Here is a 16559-nt window from a genome sequence, read left to right on the forward strand (position 1 = left end):
GAACGTGACAGGTTAGTCCGCTGCGCCGGCCTACCGGTGCACAGCAACCGGTGAGCTGTCGATGACCTCGATCACTTCCCCGTCGATGTAGTCACCGCGGCCGCGATAGCGCTCGTCGTGATTGATGTAGATCACCTGAGTCGGGAAGTCCATGGGCGTGAGCTGACGACTGAACAGGGCCTTTGCCGCTGGCCGCACCGCGCGCCGGGTGAACGGCACCAGCATCAGCGCCCCGAGCACCGAGCTGGCCAGCCCGGGAAGTACGACAAGCACCGTGCCGAGAGCCACCAACAGGCTGTCCGTGGCCAGCGTCGGATCGGCGGATCGAGCGCTCAGCGCGTCCGACAGCCTGCTGAAATGCCGGGCGATCTGGGTGCCCGCGATGGCCAGGCCGACGGCAAAAGTGGCCAACAGCGCCAGCAATGTCCAAGCCACACCGATGGTCGAGGCCAGGGCCGCCAGCACCGCGACCTCGACCAAGGCATAAACGAGAAATAGTCGCATCGCCATGCCCTGGACAACGCGGAAACGCTGGAATTGGTTCCTAGGCGTCCGGAACCGGTTCCACCTCGATTGCTGCGTGCACTTTCTCGACGCCGCCGCGGATGATGGCCTGCGGGATCCACCACCACGCGTGCCACCAGTAGCGCCGGGTCACCATGTCGAAGACGCGCTTGGTCTCGGACTTGGGCAGGTTGCGGGCAATGGCCTCGACGGGCTCGCCCTTGACCTTGCCCAGTGCGCCGCACTTCTGGATGGTGACCCGCGGGGTGTTCTTGATCCGTTTGGTCTTCCAGGAGCCGTCGTCGGTGCTGATCAGCAGCTTGCCCTCGTGCGGCACTCCCCAGACCGGAGTCGGCTTGGGCCGGCCGTCCTTCGTGAAGGTCGTCAGAAGCAGGTACTTCTCGCGGTACACATCTTCGAATGTCGGAGCCATGGGCCTATGCCGCCTTTGCTGTCATGGCCGTTTTCAGATTATTGATCGAGCTAGACACCTACTGTACGACCAGTAAACCGTTGCTGCTGAATCAGAAGACCACGGTTTCGTTGCCGTGGCGCAGGATGCGGTCCTGACAGTGCCACAGCACCGCCCGGGACAACACAGCCCGTTCCACATCCGCACCCAGCCGAACAAGCTCCTCGACGCTGTGGGTGTGGTCGACGCGGACGACGTCCTGCTCGATGATCGGTCCCTCGTCCAGATCCTCGGTCACATAGTGGGCGGTGGCGCCGACGAGTTTCACGCCGCGCTCCTTGGCCCGCCGGTACGGCGTCGCGCCGACGAACGCCGGCAGGAAGGAGTGGTGGATGTTGATCAGCGGACAGCTGATGGCCTCGAGGAACGTCGGCGTGATGATCTGCATGTACCGGGCGAGCACCACCAGATCGACGTTGCCCTTGAGCAGCTCCAGCTGGCGCTGCTCGGCCTGCTCGCGAATGTCCCGGGTGGCCGGGATGTGGACGAACGGCACCCCGAACGCCCGGACCTGCTCGGCCAGGTCGGCGTGGTTGGAGATCACCATCACCACGGTCATGTCGAGTTCGCCGCGCCGGTTGCGCCACAGCAGGTCGAGCAGGCAGTGGTCGGCGGTCGACGCCATGATCGCCACGCGCTTCGGCTTGGACGCATCGGTGAACCGGTAGTCCATGTCGAATTCCTGTGCCACGGCCTGGAATTCGCGCTCCAGGTCAGGCTGCGCGGCCGCCAGCCCGGGCAGGTGGAAGACGGTGCGCTGCAGGAAGACACCGTCTTCGGGAGCCGTGGAGTGCTGGTCCAGCGAGATGATGTTGGCGCCGGAGTTGGTCAGGAATGTCGAGACCGCGGCGATCACGCCACGGCGGTCCGGGCAGTTCAGCAGTAGCCGCCCGATGTCCTTGTGGCGCGGCAGCTTTGGCGCGCCTGCGGGGAATCCAGTCACTACGCGGCCCGCAACTCCAGCGCGACGTTGTTCTCCATACCGCCGCGCAGCTTGGAGACGAAGTTGAAGGCCTTGCCGATCAACCCGTAGCGCTTGCCGATGCCGTCGTAGACGGTGTTCAGCTGCGACTTGTCCAAGATGGCCGCCGTGGCCTCGACGGCCTCGCTCTTCGGGTTGCCGCGCATGTCGCACTTGGCGACCGTGACGCGCGGCGTGTTCCGAATCCGCTTGACCTTCCAGGCCTTGGCTTCGGAGATGACCAGTAGCCGGTCACCGTCGGGCACGGCCCAGACGGCGGTGGGCTTCGGGCGACCATCCTTGGTGAAAGTGGTCAGCAGGATGTAGTTCGCGGTGGCAACGTCGGCGAAGGTGAGGGCCATGGCGATCAGGCTAGTCGGGCGGTGTACGGCCAGCGCTGCGAACTGGTTCGCCGGCCGCGAAACGCGTGATGGTTCACAGCTGGCACCCGCGTGGTAGACGGTCGCCGAACGCAACTGGACGGCGGTAGATCGGCGGTTCTGGCGCCACCCAGTTGCGTTCGGTCATTGCGTCAATGTCGACCGCCACACTTGTCGGTGGCCAGTCGTAGCGTCGTGTTCCAACCGATCAGGAGGTCGACAAGATGAAGATCCTTGTAGCGACAGCGCTCACTCAAGGTGTTCGCGGAAATGACTACAACTACTGCGTCCCAGGAGAACTCGTGTGGGTTCAGGATCCGTGCGACCGTGACCGCCGGGACCCTGAAGGCGGATGCGGATGCGGCCGGGGTTTTGCCGGTCTCGCATCACATCGCGCTACGACCACGGCTCAGGTCGTTGATGCGGAGATGACACGACAAGAACTGGTCCTCGCAATGCAGACCAGCCTCAGCGACGGCGGATGGCCACCCGAGTGGGCGGAAGAAGTTGCCGACGAGAACCTCGCCATGGCCGCAGCATTCGACACCGGAACAGTGATCGAACGTCGACTCGAGGAGTTCTCGCCGCGGGCCGCGTAAACCTAGCCTTCCAGCTCCCCTTCGGTCTCCAGCAGCACCTGCTTGAGGCCGTCCAGGGTCTCGGACTCCGGCGCCGACCACATGCCGCGCCCCGCCGCCTCCAGGAGCCGCTCGGCCATGCCGTGCAGCGCCCACGGGTTGGACTCGGACATGAACTTGCGGTTCTCCGGATCCAGCACGTAGCTGTGCGTGAGCTGCTCGTACATCCAATCGGCCATGACGCCCGCCGTGGCGTCGTACCCGAACAGGTAGTCGACGGTGGCAGCCATCTCGAAGGCGCCCTTGTAGCCGTGCCGTCGCATCGCCGTCATCCAGCGCGGGTTGACGACCCGGGCCCGGAACACGCGCGTCGTCTCCTCCGACAGCGTGCGGGTGCGGACGGCGTCGGGCCGGGTGTTGTCGCCGATGTAGGCGGCCGGGTCCTTGCCGGTCAATGCGCGGACGGTGGCGACCATGCCCCCGTGGTACTGGAAGTAGTCGTCGGAGTCGGCGATGTCGTGTTCGCGGGTATCGGTGTTCTTGGCCGCCACCGAGATTCGCCGGTAAGCCCGGTTCATGTCGTCGGTGGCCGGGGCGCCGTCCAGGCCGCGACCGTAGGCGAAGCCACCCCAGGCGGTGTACACCTGGGCCAGGTCGGCGTCGTCGCGCCAGTTGCGGCTGTCGATGAGCTGTAGCAGTCCGGCGCCGTAGGTTCCCGGCTTTGACCCGAAAATTCTTGTGGTGGCGCGTCTTTGGTCGCCATGATCGGCGATGTCGACCTGCGAGTGGGCACGGACGTAATTGTCCTCGGCCGATTCATCGAGCCCGGCGACCAGTTGCACCGCGTCATCGAGCATCGTCACCACGTGCGGGAAGGCATCGCGGAAGAAGCCGGAAATGCGGACGGTGACGTCGATGCGTGGACGGCCCAGTTCGGCCAGCGCGATGGGCTCCAGCCCGACCACGCGGCGCGACGCGTCGTCCCAGATGGGCCGAACACCCAGCAGCGCAAGCACTTCGGCGATGTCGTCGCCCGCGGTGCGCATGGCCGAGGTGCCCCAGACCGAGAGCCCGACCGACTCCGGCCAGCGGCCGTAGTCGGTGCGATAGCGCTCCAGCAGCGAATCCGCCATCGCCACACCAGTTTCCCACGCGAGCTTGGACGGGACGGCCTTGGGGTCGACGGAGTAGAAATTGCGGCCCGTGGGCAGCACGTTGACCAGGCCGCGCAGCGGGGAGCCCGACGGTCCGGCCGCGATGAACCCGCCGCCGAGGGCGTGCAGGATCTGGTCGATCTCGCGGCCCGTCGCGCGCAGCCGCGGCACCACCTCGGTGGCGGCGAACCGCAGCACCTTCGCGACTTCAGCGTTGTCGGTGATGCCATCGACGGCGGCGGCGTCCCAGCCGGACGCCTGCAGCGCCGCGACCAGCTCACGGGCCTGACTCTCTGCGGCATCGACGGCGTCGCGTGCAGCAGAGCCGTCCTCGGCCAGGCCCAGCGCCTCGCGCAACCCCGGCACCGACTGTTCGCCGCCGAACAGCTGGCGGGCCCGCAGGATGGCCAGCACCAGGTCCAGCTCAGCCTCACCGTCCGGCGCCTGGCCCAGGATGTGCAGGCCGTCACGGATCTGGACGTCCTTGATCTCGCACAGCCAGCCATCGACGTGCAGCAGCATGTCGTCGAACACGTCCTCGTCGGGCCGGTCCTCGAGCCCCAGGTCGTGGTCCATCTTGGCGGCGCGCATCAGCGTCCAGATCTGCTGGCGGATGGCCGGCAGCTTGCCCGGGTCCAGCGCCGAGATGGTGGAGTGCTCGTCGAGCAGTTGTTCCAGCCGGGCGATGTCGCCGTAGGTCTCGGCGCGGGCCATCGGCGGGATCAGGTGGTCGACCAGCACCGCGTGCGCGCGGCGCTTGGCCTGCGTGCCCTCCCCGGGATCGTTGACCAGAAACGGGTACACGAGCGGCAGGTCGCCCAGTGCGGCGTCGGTGCCGCATGCCGCGGACATGCCGAGCGTCTTGCCGGGCAGCCATTCCAGGTTGCCGTGCTTGCCAAGGTGGATCATCACGTCGGCGCCGAAGTGCTTGTTGATCCAGTGATAGGCCGCCAGGTAGTGGTGGCTCGGCGGCAGGTCGGGGTCGTGGTAGATCGCGACAGGGTTCTCACCGAATCCGCGCGGCGGCTGGACGATGAGCACGATGTTATCGGAAACCATTGCGGCGATGACGATTTCACCGTCGGGGTCCTGCGAGCGGTCGACGAACAGCTCACCGGGGGCCGCGCCCCAGTGCTCGGTCACGGCGTCGGTGAGTCGGGCCGGCAGGGTCGCGAACCAGGCGCGGTAGTCCTTGGCAGACACCCGGACGGGGTTGGCTTCCAGCGCTTCGGTGCTGAGCCAGTCGGGGTCCTGACCGCCGCGCTCGATCATGGCGTGGATGAGGGCGTCCCCATCTTCGGCGTCGACGCCGGGAACGTCACCGATGCGGTAGCCGGTGTCGCGCATGGCGCGCAGCAGCGCCACGGCGCTGGCCGGGGTGTCGAGTCCGACGGCGTTGCCGATGCGGGCGTGCTTGGTGGGGTACGCCGAGAACACCAGGGCGACGCGCTTGTCGGCGGGTGCGATGTGCTTCAGGCGCGCGTGCCGGACGGCCAGACGGGCCACCCGGTCGCAGCGCTCGGGGTCGGCGACATACGAGATCAGGCCTTCGCTGTCGATCTCTTTGAACGAGAACGGCACGGTGATGATGCGGCCGTCGAACTCGGGCACCGCGACCTGCGACGCGACGTCCAGCGGCGTCAGCCCGTCGTCGTTCTCGTCCCACTGGGCACGCGAGCTGGTGAGGCACAGGCCCTGCAGGATCGGGATGTCGAGAGCCGCCAGGTGCGCCACGTTCCAGTTGTCGTCATCGCCGCCGGCGCTCGCGAGGGCCGGGGTCGCGCCGCCGGCCGCCAACACGGTCGTGATCAGGGCGTCGGCCGTCCCGAGCAACTCGATGAGTTCGGGTTCGGCAGTGCGCAGCGAGGCGCAGAAGATCGGCAAAGGACGGCCGCCGGCCTGTTCGATGGCCCCGCACAGCGCGTCGATGTAGGCGGTATTGCCGGCCAGCTGCTGCGCCCGGTAGTAGAGCACCGCGACGGTGGGGCCGGTCACTTCGGACTCGCGCGCCTCGTGCTCATTTGCTCCTCGCGTGCGCAGCAGCCCCCAGCTCGGGGTCGATTCGGGCTCACCGAAGCCGAGCCCCGTCATCAGGGCCGTGTCCGACAAGAAGGAGTGCAGGTTGCGCAGGTTCTCCGTGCCGCCGTGCGCCAGATAGATATGCGCCTGGAGGGCGACGCCGGCGGGGACGGTCGAGTGGCCCATCAGGTCGGCGTCGGGCGTCTGCTCACCCGACAGCACCACGGTCGGGATTCCGGTGGCGACGACGGCGTCGATGTCGTCCTGCCAGGTCCGGTAGCCGCCGAGCACCCGCACGACCGCCAGGTCCGCGCCGGCCAGCAGGTCCGGCAATTCGCCGTCGATCAACCGGGACGGGTTGGCCCATCGGTACCCGGCTCCGCTGGCCCGGGCGGTGATCAGGTCGGTGTCGGACGTCGAGAGCAGCAGTACGGTCGGCACCGCCTATTCGTACCGTACGGGCGGCCTCCAGTGGTGCCTGCCCTCGGTAGGGGTGCTGCGGAATGCACAACGGGGCGGGTTGCTGGGCAACCCGCCCCGTCGGCGGTCTCACTTACGTGAAGCTGCTGGGATCAGCGCTCGGTGGCACTCCAACGCGAGTACCAGGTCTTGCCTCGGTACGGCAGGCCGGCGGCCACGATGAGAGCGAAGACGCCACCAACGTACAAAGCGAAATCGGACATTGCGTCCCTCCTTGGGTCATCCGAAAGCGGTGGAGCAAACGGAAGTTCGTGTTCCACGGTACGGGCCGATGCGGCGAAAACAAGGGACTTGTAAGGCAGGGAACAGGCCGGAAACGGCAGTGACCTACTTCACTATTCGCCGCACAACGTAACGTGGACAAGGTGATTCGGACGCGCGATGACGACGCCTGCCCAGGCGCCCTGCAGGTGCACCAGGCAGCTGACGGCGGCCTCGCCCGCATCCGCCTGGCGGGCGGCATGATCACCGCTGGGCAACTGGAGGCGCTGGCCCACGCCGCGACCGAATTCGGTTCACCGGCAATGGAACTGACCTCCCGCGGCAATATCCAGGTGCGCGGCATCCACGACGCAGCAGGGCTGGCTGCGGCGGTCGATACGGCAGGCCTGCTGCCCTCGCCGACCCACGAACGGGTCCGCAACATCGTGGCGTCGCCGCTGACGGGCCGCAGCGGCGGACTGGGCGATGTCCGGGACGTGGTCCGCGACCTCGATTCCGGGCTACAAAACCGCCCTGACCTGGCCGAACTACCCGGACGGTTCTGGTTCGGGGTCGACGACGGCCGGAGCGACATCTCGGGCCTGGCACCCGATGTGAGCACCCATCTGGTGTCCCCCGACACCGCCGCCGTGCTGGTGGCGGGCCGTGACACCGGGGTGCGGATTCCTGCCGCACAGGCCGCCGGCACCCTGCTTGACCTCGCCCACACCTTCCAGGAGATTCGCGGGAACCGCTGGCGGACAAGCGAACTGGACAATACCGACGAGCTCCTGACCGGCGCCGGGCTCCACCCCACCGACCCGTCGGGCGCCACCTGGCCGCCCGTCGACGCCCCGCCGGTCGGCTGGATCACCCAGGACGACGGCCGGATCACGCTGGGCGCGGCTGTTCCGCTGGGTGTGCTGCAGGCCCGTACCGCGGAGTTTGTGGCAGCAATCACCGCCCCGGTCGTGGTCACCCCATGGCGCTCGTTACTCATCTGTGACCTCGAGGAGGGTATTGCCGACACCGCACTGCGCGTGCTGGCGCCGCTGGGTCTGGTCTTCGACGAGCACTCCCCGTGGTTGACGATCAGTGCCTGCACCGGCAGCCCGGGGTGCGCCAAGTCACGCGCCGACGTCCGGAGTGATGCCGCCGCGGCAGCGGAGTCCGGCGAGCCCGGCGGGCGCCGGCACTTCGTCGGCTGTGAGCGCGCATGCGGCAGTCCGCCCGTCGGAGAAGTGCTGGTGGCGACCAACTCGGGGTACCAACCGCGCCACCCGTAGGGTTATCGGGTGCTCGACTACGTCCGCGACGCTGCGGAGATCTACCGGCAGTCGTTCGCGACGATCCGCGCCGAGGCGGATCTGGCGCGATTTCCCGACGACGTCTCGCGCGTCGTCGTACGCCTGATCCACACCTGCGGCCAGGTCGATGTCGCCGCGCACGTCGCCTATACCGACGACGTCGTGACGCGCGCCCACGCGGCGCTGGCCGCCGGAGCCCCGATCCTGTGTGACTCGTCGATGGTCGCGGCCGGCATCACCCGCTCGCGTATGCCGGCGGACAACGAGGTGGTGTCACTGGTCGCCGATCCGCGGGCCCCAGAACTGGCCGCGAAGCTCGGCAGCACGCGTTCGGCGGCGGCCGTCGATCTATGGGCGGACCGGCTCGGCGGCGCCGTGCTGGCCATCGGCAATGCGCCGACCGCGCTGTTCCGGCTGCTGGAGCTGCTGGATGAGGGCGCGCCGGTGCCCGCGGCGGTGCTGGGCGGTCCGGTGGGCTTCGTCGGCTCGGCACAGTCGAAGGACGAACTGATCGCGCGGCCGCGCGGCATGGACTATCTGGTGGTGACAGGGCGGCGTGGCGGTAGTGCCATGGCTGCCGCCGCGGTGAACGCGATTGCGAGTGAACGCGAGTGAGGCTTGCCGAACGAGCAGAAGGTGGACGATGACAGCGGGAACTCTCTTCGGTGTCGGCCTGGGTCCGGGCGACCCGGAACTGGTGACGGTCAAGGCCGCCCGGTTGATCGGTGAGGCCGACGTGGTGGCCTATCACAGCGCGCGGCACGGCCACAGCATCGCGCGGCGCATCGCCGAACCGTATCTGCGTCCCGACCAGATCGAGGAACACCTGGTCTACCCGGTCACGACCGAGACCACGTCGCACCCAGGTGGGTACGACGGCGCGATCGAGGACTTCTACTCCGAGGCCGCCGAGCGCATCGCCACCCACCTGGCGGCGGGCCGCAACGTCGCGCTGCTCGCTGAGGGCGATCCACTCTTCTACAGCTCCTACATGCACATGCACACGCGGTTGACCGAGAGGTTCCATGCGGTGATCGTGCCGGGAGTGACGTCGGTCAGCGCCGCGTCGGCCGCGATCTCGACACCGCTGGTGCAGGGCGAGCAAGTGCTCACCGTCCTGCCCGGCACCTTGCCCGAGGGCGAGCTGCAGCGCCGGCTGGCCGACACCGACGCGGCCGTGGTGATGAAGCTCGGCCGGTCGTATCCCACTGTGCGACAGGCACTTTCGTCAGCAGGACGGCTCGGCGAGGCGTTCTACGTGGAACGCGCAAGCACCGAGGCGCAGCGGGTCCTGCCGGCCGCTGACGTCGACGACGCGACGGTCCCGTACTTCTCGATCGCGATCCTCCCGGGTGGGCGACGCGACAAGGCAACGGTCGGCAGCGTGGTGGTGGTCGGGCTGGGTCCGGGCGACCCCGAGTGGACGACGGCCCAGACCCGTCGGGAACTCGCGGCCGCCACCGATCTGATCGGCTACGGGCCGTATCTGGACCGGGTGCCGGATCGTCCCGGCCAGCAGCGCCACCCCAGCGACAACACCGACGAGCGCGCCCGCGCCGGGCTCGCCTGCACGCTGGCCCAGCAGGGCCGCACCGTCGCCGTCGTGTCCTCGGGCGACCCCGGGGTTTTCGCGATGGCGACCGCGGTGCTCGAAGAGGCCCAGCAGTGGCCAGGCGTGGACGTCCGGGTGATCCCGGCGATGACCGCCGCGCAGGCGGTGGCCAGCCGCGTCGGCGCGCCGCTCGGCCACGACTACGCGGTGATCTCGTTGTCCGACCGGCTGAAGCCGTGGGACATCATCGCCGAGCGGCTCACCGCCGCCGCCCGCTCCGATATGGTGCTGGCGATCTACAACCCGGCGTCGAAGACCCGGACCTGGCAGGTGGCTGCCATGCAGGACCTGCTGTTGGAGTACCGCGACCCCAACACGCCCGTGGTCATCGGACGCGACGTGGCCGGACCCAACGAGTCGGTGTCCGTTGTACGCCTCGCCGACCTCAAGCCGGCCGAGATCGACATGCGCTGCCTGCTGATCATCGGTTCGTCGCAGACGGTGTGGCACACCACCGCCGATGGCGACCGAGTCTTCACCCCTCGGACGTACCCGGGCTGACCAACGGTTGACGCAGGTGCGAACCCGAACGCGGGGGATCTGATCAGCGCTGCCTGACCCAGGTTTCCGCGTCGGAGACGGTGTCGACCGCCGTCACCCCATCCGGCAGTGCCGGACGATCCACCATGATCACCGGGATGTTCAGCGCCGCAGCAGCGTCCAATTTGGCGCGGGTCATACTCCCGCCGCTGTTCTTCGTGACCAGCGCATCGATGCGGTGCACGCGCAGCAGCGCGAGCTCGTTGTCGTAGTCGTACGGGCCGCGCGAGAGCACGATTTCGTGATTCGGTGGCAGGGTGTCGGCGTCCGGCGGTGTGACCGCACGGATCAGGAACCAGGCGTCCGATGAGCGGAACACCGCGGTGCCCGAACGTCCGGTGGTGAGGAAGACCCGTTGATAGCCAAGATCTTTGACGGTCTGTGCGGCCTGCCGGTCGTCGGCGACGACGATGGCGTCGTCGTGCGGCCACGCGGGCCGGGCCAAGATCAGGTGCGGCAGATGCAAGCCGGCACAGGCCCGCGCGGCGTTGGCCGTGATGTTGGCGGCGAAGGGGTGCGTGGCGTCGACGACGGCGGTGATCCCGTTGTCCTTCAGATAGGCACGCAGGCCGTCGACGCCACCGAAGCCACCGATCCGGACGGGTCCGACCGGCAGGGCCGGGTCCGGGACGCGGCCCGCGAGGGAACTGATCAGCTCGACATCGGGGTACAGCAACGCGGCCAGCGCCCGTGCCTCGGAGGTGCCGCCCAGGAGCAGTAGCTTCGTCGGCGAGCGGTCCCCCGGCTGTGTCATCAATGCCGCGTCCCGCGGCGACGGCCGCTGGAGTACAGATAACTATCGGCAAAACCCTGGGCGCCCAGCACGTCTCCGACAAAGATGACGGCGGTCTTGGTGATGCCGGCCGCCTTCGTTCGTTCGGCCAGCTCGGCCAGGGTGCATTTGAGGACCTGTTCGGTCGGCCAGCTGACGAAAGCCACCACCGCGCAGGGGGTTTCCGGGCGGTATCCACCCTCGATCAGCTGCGGGACGATGTTGTCGATCTGCGCCGCAGCCAGATGCAGTACCAGCGTGGCGCCCGGTTTGGACAGCGTGACGAGATCCTCGCCGTCGGGCATCGCCGTCGACAACGTGGCAACGCGCGACAAGGTGATGGTCTGAGCGACACCGGGCACCGTGAGCTCCCGTCCGAGCGCGGCGGCGGCGGCCGCGAAAGCCGGTACGCCCGGGACGATTTCGTAGTCGATACCGAGTTCGTCGAGCCGACGGCACTGTTCGGCCACGGCGCTGTAGATCGACGGGTCACCGGAATGCAGGCGCGCCACGTCGAGTCCGGCTTCGTGCGCCGCGGCGAGCTCGGCGATGATCTGCTCCAGGTTGAGCGGACCGGTGTCCACCACCCGCGCGCCCGGCGGGCACTCCGCCAGCAGGTCGTCGGGCATGATCGAGCCGGCGTAGAGGCAGACCTGGCAGGACCGCAGCAGTCGTTGTCCCCGCACGGTGATCAGGTCGGCGGCGCCGGGTCCCGCGCCGATGAAGTACACGGTCATTTCTTGACCACCGTCCATTGGGTTATCGGCCACGCCGGGCGCCAACCGGTGAAGCCGCCGATCGGTTGGCCGTGATAGTGCTGGAAGCGTCGCAGGTCGCCGCCGAGTTTGGCATAGCGCTGCACCACATATGCTTCCGACTCCGCGGTCACCGCGTTGGCGACCAGCCGGCCACCGGGCTCCAACGCGTCGAAGCAGGCCTCGAACAGCCCCGGCTGGGTGAGGCCGCCGCCGATGAAGATGGTGTCCGGCGTTGGCACGTCGGCGAAGCTGCCGGGTGCGGCACCACGGACATCGACGCGCACACCGAACATCGTGACGTTGTTGGCGATGCGCTCGCGGCGCACCTCGTCACGCTCGAAAGCGACCGCTCGGCCACCGGACGCCCGGCACCATTCGATGGCGATGCTCCCCGACCCGGATCCGACGTCCCACAACACCTGACCGGGACGCGGCTGCAGCGCCGTCAGCGCCAGCGCCCGGATGGTCTGCTTGGTGATCTGTCCGTCATGGCCGAACGCCGCGTCCGGTAGCACCGAAGCGACACGTCGTTCGGGAAGGTACTGCACGGCAATGACATTCAGTGCGTCCACGTCCGGGCCGTCGATGGCCCACTCCGCGGCAACCATGGTGGTGATCCGTTCGGCGGGGCCGCCGAGTTGCTCGAGCACGGTGAATTGCGACTCGCCACAACCAGTCTCGTCGAGCAGCCGGGCCAGCACCCGCGGCGTATCGGAGCCTTTGGACAACACCACCGCGCGCCCGCCGTGCCGGATCGCGGTGTGCGGTGCGGCGTTGACGAGGCTGATCACCTCGGTGTCCTGCACACTCCACCCCAGCCGCGCGCAGGCCAGCGTCACCGACGACACGTGCGGCAGCACCGTCACTCGCTCCCGGCCGAACAGCCGCATCAACGTGGCGCCGATGCCGTGCAGCATCGGGTCGCCGGAGGCCACCGCATGGACGTCGGACAGACCGTCGAACAACGCGGGCAGGGCCGGCAGCATCGGCGACGGCCAGGCCCGCCGCTCGGCGGTCACCTGCGCGTCCAGCAGATCCAGCTGCCGGGGACCACCGAAAATTACTGTCGCGCGGAGCAGTTCACGGCGCGCGGCCTGGCCGAGGCCGGCCATGCCGTCGGCTCCGATACCGACGACGGTGATCTTCCCGTTCCCCGTCATCTGCGTCCTCTGCTCTTCGCGCAAGCGCTCATCGCGGCATCCTGCGCCAGATCGCCTTCGGCACGAACCGCGTCGCGAAGATCAGCGGCCGAATCCCCCACGGCACCCACACCGCGCCCTTGCCACGCCCCAGGGCCCGGGCCGCGGCGTCGGCGACCTGCGCCGGCGTGCTCGACATCGGTGCCGGCTCCATACCCTCGGTCATCCGGCCGATCACGAAGCCGGGCCGCACGATCAGCAGTTGGATACCGGTGCCGTGCAGGGCGTCGGCCAGCCCGCAGGCGAAGCCGTCCAGGCCGGCCTTGGCCGAACCGTAGACGTAGTTGGCCCGGCGGACCCGTGCGCCGGCGATCGACGAGAACACCACGAGCCGACCCCGGCCGGCGGCACGCATTCGCTGCGTCAGCAGCGTCAACAGATTCACCTGGGCCACGTAGTCGGTGTGCACGACGGCCACCGCATGGGCGGCATCATCCTCGGCCCGGGCCTGGTCCCCGAGGATGCCGAAGGCCAGTACCGCGGTGCCGATCGGGCCGTGCTCGGCTTCGATCGCGCCGATCAACGCGGCGTGCGAGGGCAGGTCGTCGGCATCGAACTCGCGGGTCTGGACGCCGGCAGCGCCCGCCGCGCGAACCGCTTGCGCCTCGTCGGTCAGCTGGTGGGCCCGGCGTGCCGCGAGCACCACCGTGTTGCCCGGCGCCAGCAAGATGGCTAGTTCCAGGCCGATCTCACTGCGGCCGCCGAAGACGACGACCACCTCGCCGCCGGTATCCGCCGTGTCGTTCACGGCTGCGATTATCACCTGCGCTACTTTTGATCATGATGGCGAAGGCAACGACACGGCTCACCAGTGACGCGCTGGCATTCCTCACCGAGCGTCATCTGGCAATGCTGACCACCTTGCGGTCGGACAATTCCCCGCACGTCGTGGCGGTCGGTTTCACCTTCGACCCCAAGACCCACATCGCGCGCGTCATCACCACCGGCGGTTCCCAGAAGGCCCTCAACGCGGCCCAGCGTGGTGTTGCCGTGCTGAGCCAGGTCGACGGCGCCCGGTGGTTGTCGCTCGAAGGCAAGTCGACGGTCAGCCATGACGCCGACGACGTTCGCGACGCCGAACTGCGATATGCGCAGCGCTACCGCACGCCGCGGGTCAATCCCCGGCGCGTGGTGATCGAGGTCCGGGTGGAACGCGTCCTCGGCTCCAGTGGGCTGCTGGACCGCGGCGAGGCGTAGTCGCGCGACGGGGGCGTTGCGCTTCGGCGACGAGGTGTAACGCGGCCTGCCAACCCGGCCGGCAAAGGCCACCAACCGGCATGACTCGCGTCGCCCCGGCATGGTTCGATCTAAGACGCCATGACTATCGCCAGCCCTTTTCCTGAGGTCCAGATCCCGACTACGGCCGTCTACGAGTACATCTTCGGCGATCTGGCCGAGGCGGATGCCGACCGCATCGCCATCACCGAGGTAGCGACCGGCACGGAGTACACGTACCGCGAGCTGACCAACCGCATCGACGCGTTCGCCGGTGCGCTGGCCGCCCGCGGCCTGGGCACGGGCGACGTGGTGGGCCTGCTGGCACCCAACAGCGCCGCGTTCGCGGTCGCCTTTCACGGCATCCTGCGGTCCGGCGCCACGGCCACCACCATCAACGCGTTGTTCACCGCCAAGGACATCGCCAAGCAGCTGACCGACTCCGGTGCCGCCATGCTGATCACGGTCACTGCGCTGGCACCGCAGGCGCTGCAGGCCGCCGGCGAGGTCGGCTTGGCCGCCGACCGCATCGTCGTCCTCGACGGTCCGGGTTCCACGGTGGACGGCCATCCGAACGCAGCGGAACTACTGGACACCGCACTGCCCGCACCACACGTCGGCTTCGACCCGGCCACTCATCTGGCGGCATTGCCGTACAGCTCCGGCACCACGGGAAATCCCAAGGGCGTCATGCTCACCCACACCAATCTGGCGGCGAACGTGGCGCAGATTCGGCCGGTCCAGGGCCTGGTCCCCGACGACCGCGTACTGGCTGTGCTGCCGTTCTTCCACATCTACGGCATGACGGTGTTGCTCAACTCCGTGCTGCACGCCCGGGCCCGGCTGGTGATCATGCCGAGCTTCGATCTCGCGGTGTTCCTCGAGACCATCCAGGACCACAAGTGCACGTTCGCGTTCATCGCGCCGCCGGTCGCCGTCGCGCTGGCCAAGCACCCGATGGTCGACTCCTACCGGCTCGATTCCCTGAAGGGTCTGATGTCGGGTGCGGCGCCGCTCGACGACGACCTCGGGATGGCGGTCTCCGACCGGCTCGGCTGCCCCATCGTGCAGGGCTACGGCATGAGTGAGCTGAGCCCGGTGAGCCACTGCATGCCGTTCGACGGTGGTCGCGAACTCGTCGGCGCCGTCGCGCCACTGAGCTCGTGCGGCTGGACGGTGCCGAATGCCGTCAGCAAGATCGTCGACCCCGATACCGGAGCCGAGATCGGCCAGCCCGAGCACGGCCTGAGCGAGGTCGGCGAACTGTGCTTCCAGGGCCCCAACGTCATGACCGGTTACCTCAACAACGACACGGCCACCGCCGAGACCATCGACGCCGACGGTTTCCTGCATACCGGTGACCTGGCCCGGGTCGACGCCAGTGGCTGCATCTACATCGTCGACCGGCTCAAGGAGCTCATCAAGTACAAGGGCTACCAGGTGCCGCCGGCCGAACTCGAGGCCGTGCTGCTGACGCATCCCGGGATCGCCGATGCCGCGGTGGTCGGGGTCCGTGATCCGGAATCGGGCGAGGAAGTGCCGAAGGCATTCGTGGTGCGGCAACCGGGGTCCGCCCTGTCGGGCGACGAGATCATGGATTTCGTCGCTGGGCAGGTCGCGCCGTACAAGAAGGTCCGGCAGGTCGCATTCATCGATGCCATCCCGAAGTCCGCGGCCGGCAAGATTCTGCGCCGCGAACTGCGCGGGATCCGCGAGCTCTAGGGACCGATCGTCAGGTCGGCGTCGCGCACGGCCTTGGCCTGGCGATAGCCGACCACGAGCCCGACGAGCGGCATCAACACCAGCCCGGCCAGCCCGAACAGATCGCTCCGTAATCCGACGGGCTCGGCGGCGGCCCACACCGGGACGCCGGTGTGGGCGGCCGACAGCAGATCCGCAGCGGCGTCCTCGCGCGGTGCCGCGGGCATGTGCACCTCTACAGCGGGTGGGGCCACCGCAGGCGCCGCCCACCACGAATGTCCGGCCGCCGTCGTGCCGGTGTGCTGTTCGGCTACGACCACCGCCGTCGGCTGGGTGGCTGGTGTACGCGTCGGCGTCGCGGCGGGGTTGTCGGAACCGTTGTTGGACTGGGTGTCCGGAGCACTGCTGTTGCCGCCGCTCTTACCGCTGGATGAGCTTCCGGTGTTGGTCTGGCCCGAAACGGCTGAGTTGCCGCCGGAATTAGCATGCGTGACCGATCCACCGGCACCAGAGTTGCCACGCGAGGTGCTGTTCTGGCCGGACCCCGCCTTTCCCGAACCGCTGTTTCCACCGTTGCCGTGGGACCCGCCCGGGCTGGCCGCTGCGATCGCGACAGTGGGGCCGGCCACCACGAGAAATGCCGCTGCCGCGAGACTCCCCGCAGTCCGTAGCGCATTGTCACGGCGCACGTCCGCCCCCGATCACT

The 16559-nt window shown here is 68.4% G+C and carries 16 protein-coding genes; 6 read left to right on the plus strand and 10 right to left on the minus strand.

Annotated features, from left to right (window positions below; all coding sequences use genetic code 11):
* Positions 1–30: 30 nt before the first annotated feature.
* The 4 genes from ACX12F_RS17100 to ACX12F_RS17115 form a co-directional block, all read right to left on the minus strand.
* A complete protein-coding gene (locus ACX12F_RS17100) occupies positions 31–510 on the minus strand; it encodes an FxsA family protein (protein WP_459365713.1) in 480 nt (159 codons plus the stop codon).
* 34 nt (positions 511–544) lie between these two features.
* Entirely contained in the window at positions 545–937 is a 393-nt protein-coding gene (locus ACX12F_RS17105; protein ID WP_459365714.1) for a PPOX class F420-dependent oxidoreductase, read from the minus strand.
* Between the two features lie 91 nt (positions 938–1028).
* On the minus strand, positions 1029–1919 hold the full coding sequence (gene purU, locus ACX12F_RS17110) for a formyltetrahydrofolate deformylase (protein WP_459365715.1): 891 nt from the start codon (positions 1917–1919) through the stop codon (positions 1029–1031).
* Positions 1919–2299, minus strand: a complete 381-nt coding sequence (locus ACX12F_RS17115; RefSeq protein WP_459365716.1) for a PPOX class F420-dependent oxidoreductase — start codon at positions 2297–2299, stop codon at positions 1919–1921. The genes purU and ACX12F_RS17115 overlap by 1 nt, the downstream gene beginning before the upstream one ends.
* Before the next feature lie 242 nt (positions 2300–2541).
* Here ACX12F_RS17115 and ACX12F_RS17120 point away from each other — a divergent pair, with 242 nt between their 5' ends.
* The gene (locus tag ACX12F_RS17120) at positions 2542–2916 is read left to right on the plus strand and encodes a DUF7715 family protein (protein WP_459365717.1); all 375 of its coding nucleotides are present in this window, start codon (positions 2542–2544) and stop codon (positions 2914–2916) included.
* Between the two features lie 2 nt (positions 2917–2918).
* Here ACX12F_RS17120 and cobN read toward each other — a convergent pair whose 3' ends face one another.
* On the minus strand, positions 2919–6509 hold the full coding sequence (gene cobN, locus ACX12F_RS17125; RefSeq protein WP_459365718.1) for a cobaltochelatase subunit CobN: 3591 nt from the start codon (positions 6507–6509) through the stop codon (positions 2919–2921).
* Positions 6510–6913: 404 nt separating this feature from the next.
* Between cobN and cobG the strand changes: the two genes are divergently transcribed.
* From cobG to ACX12F_RS17140, 3 genes are read left to right on the plus strand one after another with little or no spacing between them, the layout of a single operon-like run.
* Positions 6914–8035: a precorrin-3B synthase gene (gene cobG / locus ACX12F_RS17130; RefSeq protein ID WP_459365719.1), complete on the plus strand. Its 1122-nt coding sequence runs from the start codon at positions 6914–6916 to the stop codon at positions 8033–8035.
* 9 nt (positions 8036–8044) lie between these two features.
* Positions 8045–8671 carry a precorrin-8X methylmutase gene (locus ACX12F_RS17135; protein WP_459365720.1) on the plus strand — a complete coding sequence of 209 codons (627 nt, stop codon included), beginning with the start codon at positions 8045–8047 and terminating at the stop codon, positions 8669–8671.
* Positions 8672–8699: 28 nt separating this feature from the next.
* Positions 8700–10169 (plus strand): precorrin-2 C(20)-methyltransferase, encoded by a 1470-nt coding sequence (locus ACX12F_RS17140; protein WP_459365721.1) that lies wholly within the window; start codon positions 8700–8702, stop codon positions 10167–10169.
* A gap of 43 nt (positions 10170–10212) precedes the next feature.
* Here the strand turns inward: ACX12F_RS17140 and ACX12F_RS17145 are convergent, their stop codons facing one another.
* From ACX12F_RS17145 to ACX12F_RS17160, 4 genes are read right to left on the minus strand one after another with little or no spacing between them, the layout of a single operon-like run.
* A complete protein-coding gene (locus tag ACX12F_RS17145) occupies positions 10213–10962 on the minus strand; it encodes a cobalt-precorrin-6A reductase (protein ID WP_459365722.1) in 750 nt (249 codons plus the stop codon).
* Positions 10962–11717: a precorrin-4 C(11)-methyltransferase gene (gene cobM, locus ACX12F_RS17150; RefSeq protein WP_459365723.1), complete on the minus strand. Its 756-nt coding sequence runs from the start codon at positions 11715–11717 to the stop codon at positions 10962–10964. Before cobM ends, ACX12F_RS17145 begins: the two co-directional genes overlap by 1 nt.
* Positions 11714–12898 (minus strand): precorrin-6y C5,15-methyltransferase (decarboxylating) subunit CbiE, encoded by a 1185-nt coding sequence (gene cbiE / locus ACX12F_RS17155; RefSeq protein WP_459365724.1) that lies wholly within the window; start codon positions 12896–12898, stop codon positions 11714–11716. Before cbiE ends, cobM begins: the two co-directional genes overlap by 4 nt.
* A 28-nt stretch (positions 12899–12926) precedes the next feature.
* Positions 12927–13685 carry an SDR family NAD(P)-dependent oxidoreductase gene (locus tag ACX12F_RS17160; RefSeq protein ID WP_459365725.1) on the minus strand — a complete coding sequence of 253 codons (759 nt, stop codon included), beginning with the start codon at positions 13683–13685 and terminating at the stop codon, positions 12927–12929.
* Positions 13686–13717: 32 nt separating this feature from the next.
* On the opposite strand from ACX12F_RS17160, the gene ACX12F_RS17165 reads away from it, so the two are divergent.
* Complete coding sequence (locus ACX12F_RS17165; protein ID WP_459365726.1) at positions 13718–14134, plus strand: F420-dependent biliverdin reductase; 417 nt, start codon at positions 13718–13720, stop codon at positions 14132–14134.
* 120 nt (positions 14135–14254) lie between these two features.
* Positions 14255–15874 carry a 4-coumarate--CoA ligase family protein gene (locus ACX12F_RS17170; RefSeq protein ID WP_459365727.1) on the plus strand — a complete coding sequence of 540 codons (1620 nt, stop codon included), beginning with the start codon at positions 14255–14257 and terminating at the stop codon, positions 15872–15874.
* Here the strand turns inward: ACX12F_RS17170 and ACX12F_RS17175 are convergent.
* Entirely contained in the window at positions 15871–16542 is a 672-nt protein-coding gene (locus ACX12F_RS17175) for a hypothetical protein (RefSeq protein WP_459365728.1), read from the minus strand. The two genes, ACX12F_RS17170 and ACX12F_RS17175, sit on opposite strands and share 4 nt — an antisense overlap.
* Positions 16543–16559 lie beyond the last annotated feature (17 nt).

This window comes from Mycolicibacterium sp. HS_4_1 (assembly GCF_054515875.1).

Excerpts from the sequence above, each read along its gene's own strand:
- ACX12F_RS17100 (WP_459365713.1), bottom strand. The coding sequence starts at position 510 with ATGGCGATGCGACTATTTCTCGTTTATGCCTTGGTCGAGGTCGCGGTG.
- ACX12F_RS17105 (WP_459365714.1), bottom strand. The coding sequence starts at position 937 with ATGGCTCCGACATTCGAAGATGTGTACCGCGAGAAGTACCTGCTTCTG.
- ACX12F_RS17115 (WP_459365716.1), bottom strand. The coding sequence starts at position 2,299 with ATGGCCCTCACCTTCGCCGACGTTGCCACCGCGAACTACATCCTGCTG.
- ACX12F_RS17120 (WP_459365717.1), top strand. The coding sequence starts at position 2,542 with ATGAAGATCCTTGTAGCGACAGCGCTCACTCAAGGTGTTCGCGGAAAT.
- ACX12F_RS17140 (WP_459365721.1), top strand. The coding sequence starts at position 8,700 with ATGACAGCGGGAACTCTCTTCGGTGTCGGCCTGGGTCCGGGCGACCCG.
- ACX12F_RS17145 (WP_459365722.1), bottom strand. The coding sequence starts at position 10,962 with ATGACACAGCCGGGGGACCGCTCGCCGACGAAGCTACTGCTCCTGGGC.
- cobM (WP_459365723.1), bottom strand. The coding sequence starts at position 11,717 with ATGACCGTGTACTTCATCGGCGCGGGACCCGGCGCCGCCGACCTGATC.
- cbiE (WP_459365724.1), bottom strand. The coding sequence starts at position 12,898 with ATGACGGGGAACGGGAAGATCACCGTCGTCGGTATCGGAGCCGACGGC.
- ACX12F_RS17165 (WP_459365726.1), top strand. The coding sequence starts at position 13,718 with ATGATGGCGAAGGCAACGACACGGCTCACCAGTGACGCGCTGGCATTC.
- ACX12F_RS17170 (WP_459365727.1), top strand. The coding sequence starts at position 14,255 with ATGACTATCGCCAGCCCTTTTCCTGAGGTCCAGATCCCGACTACGGCC.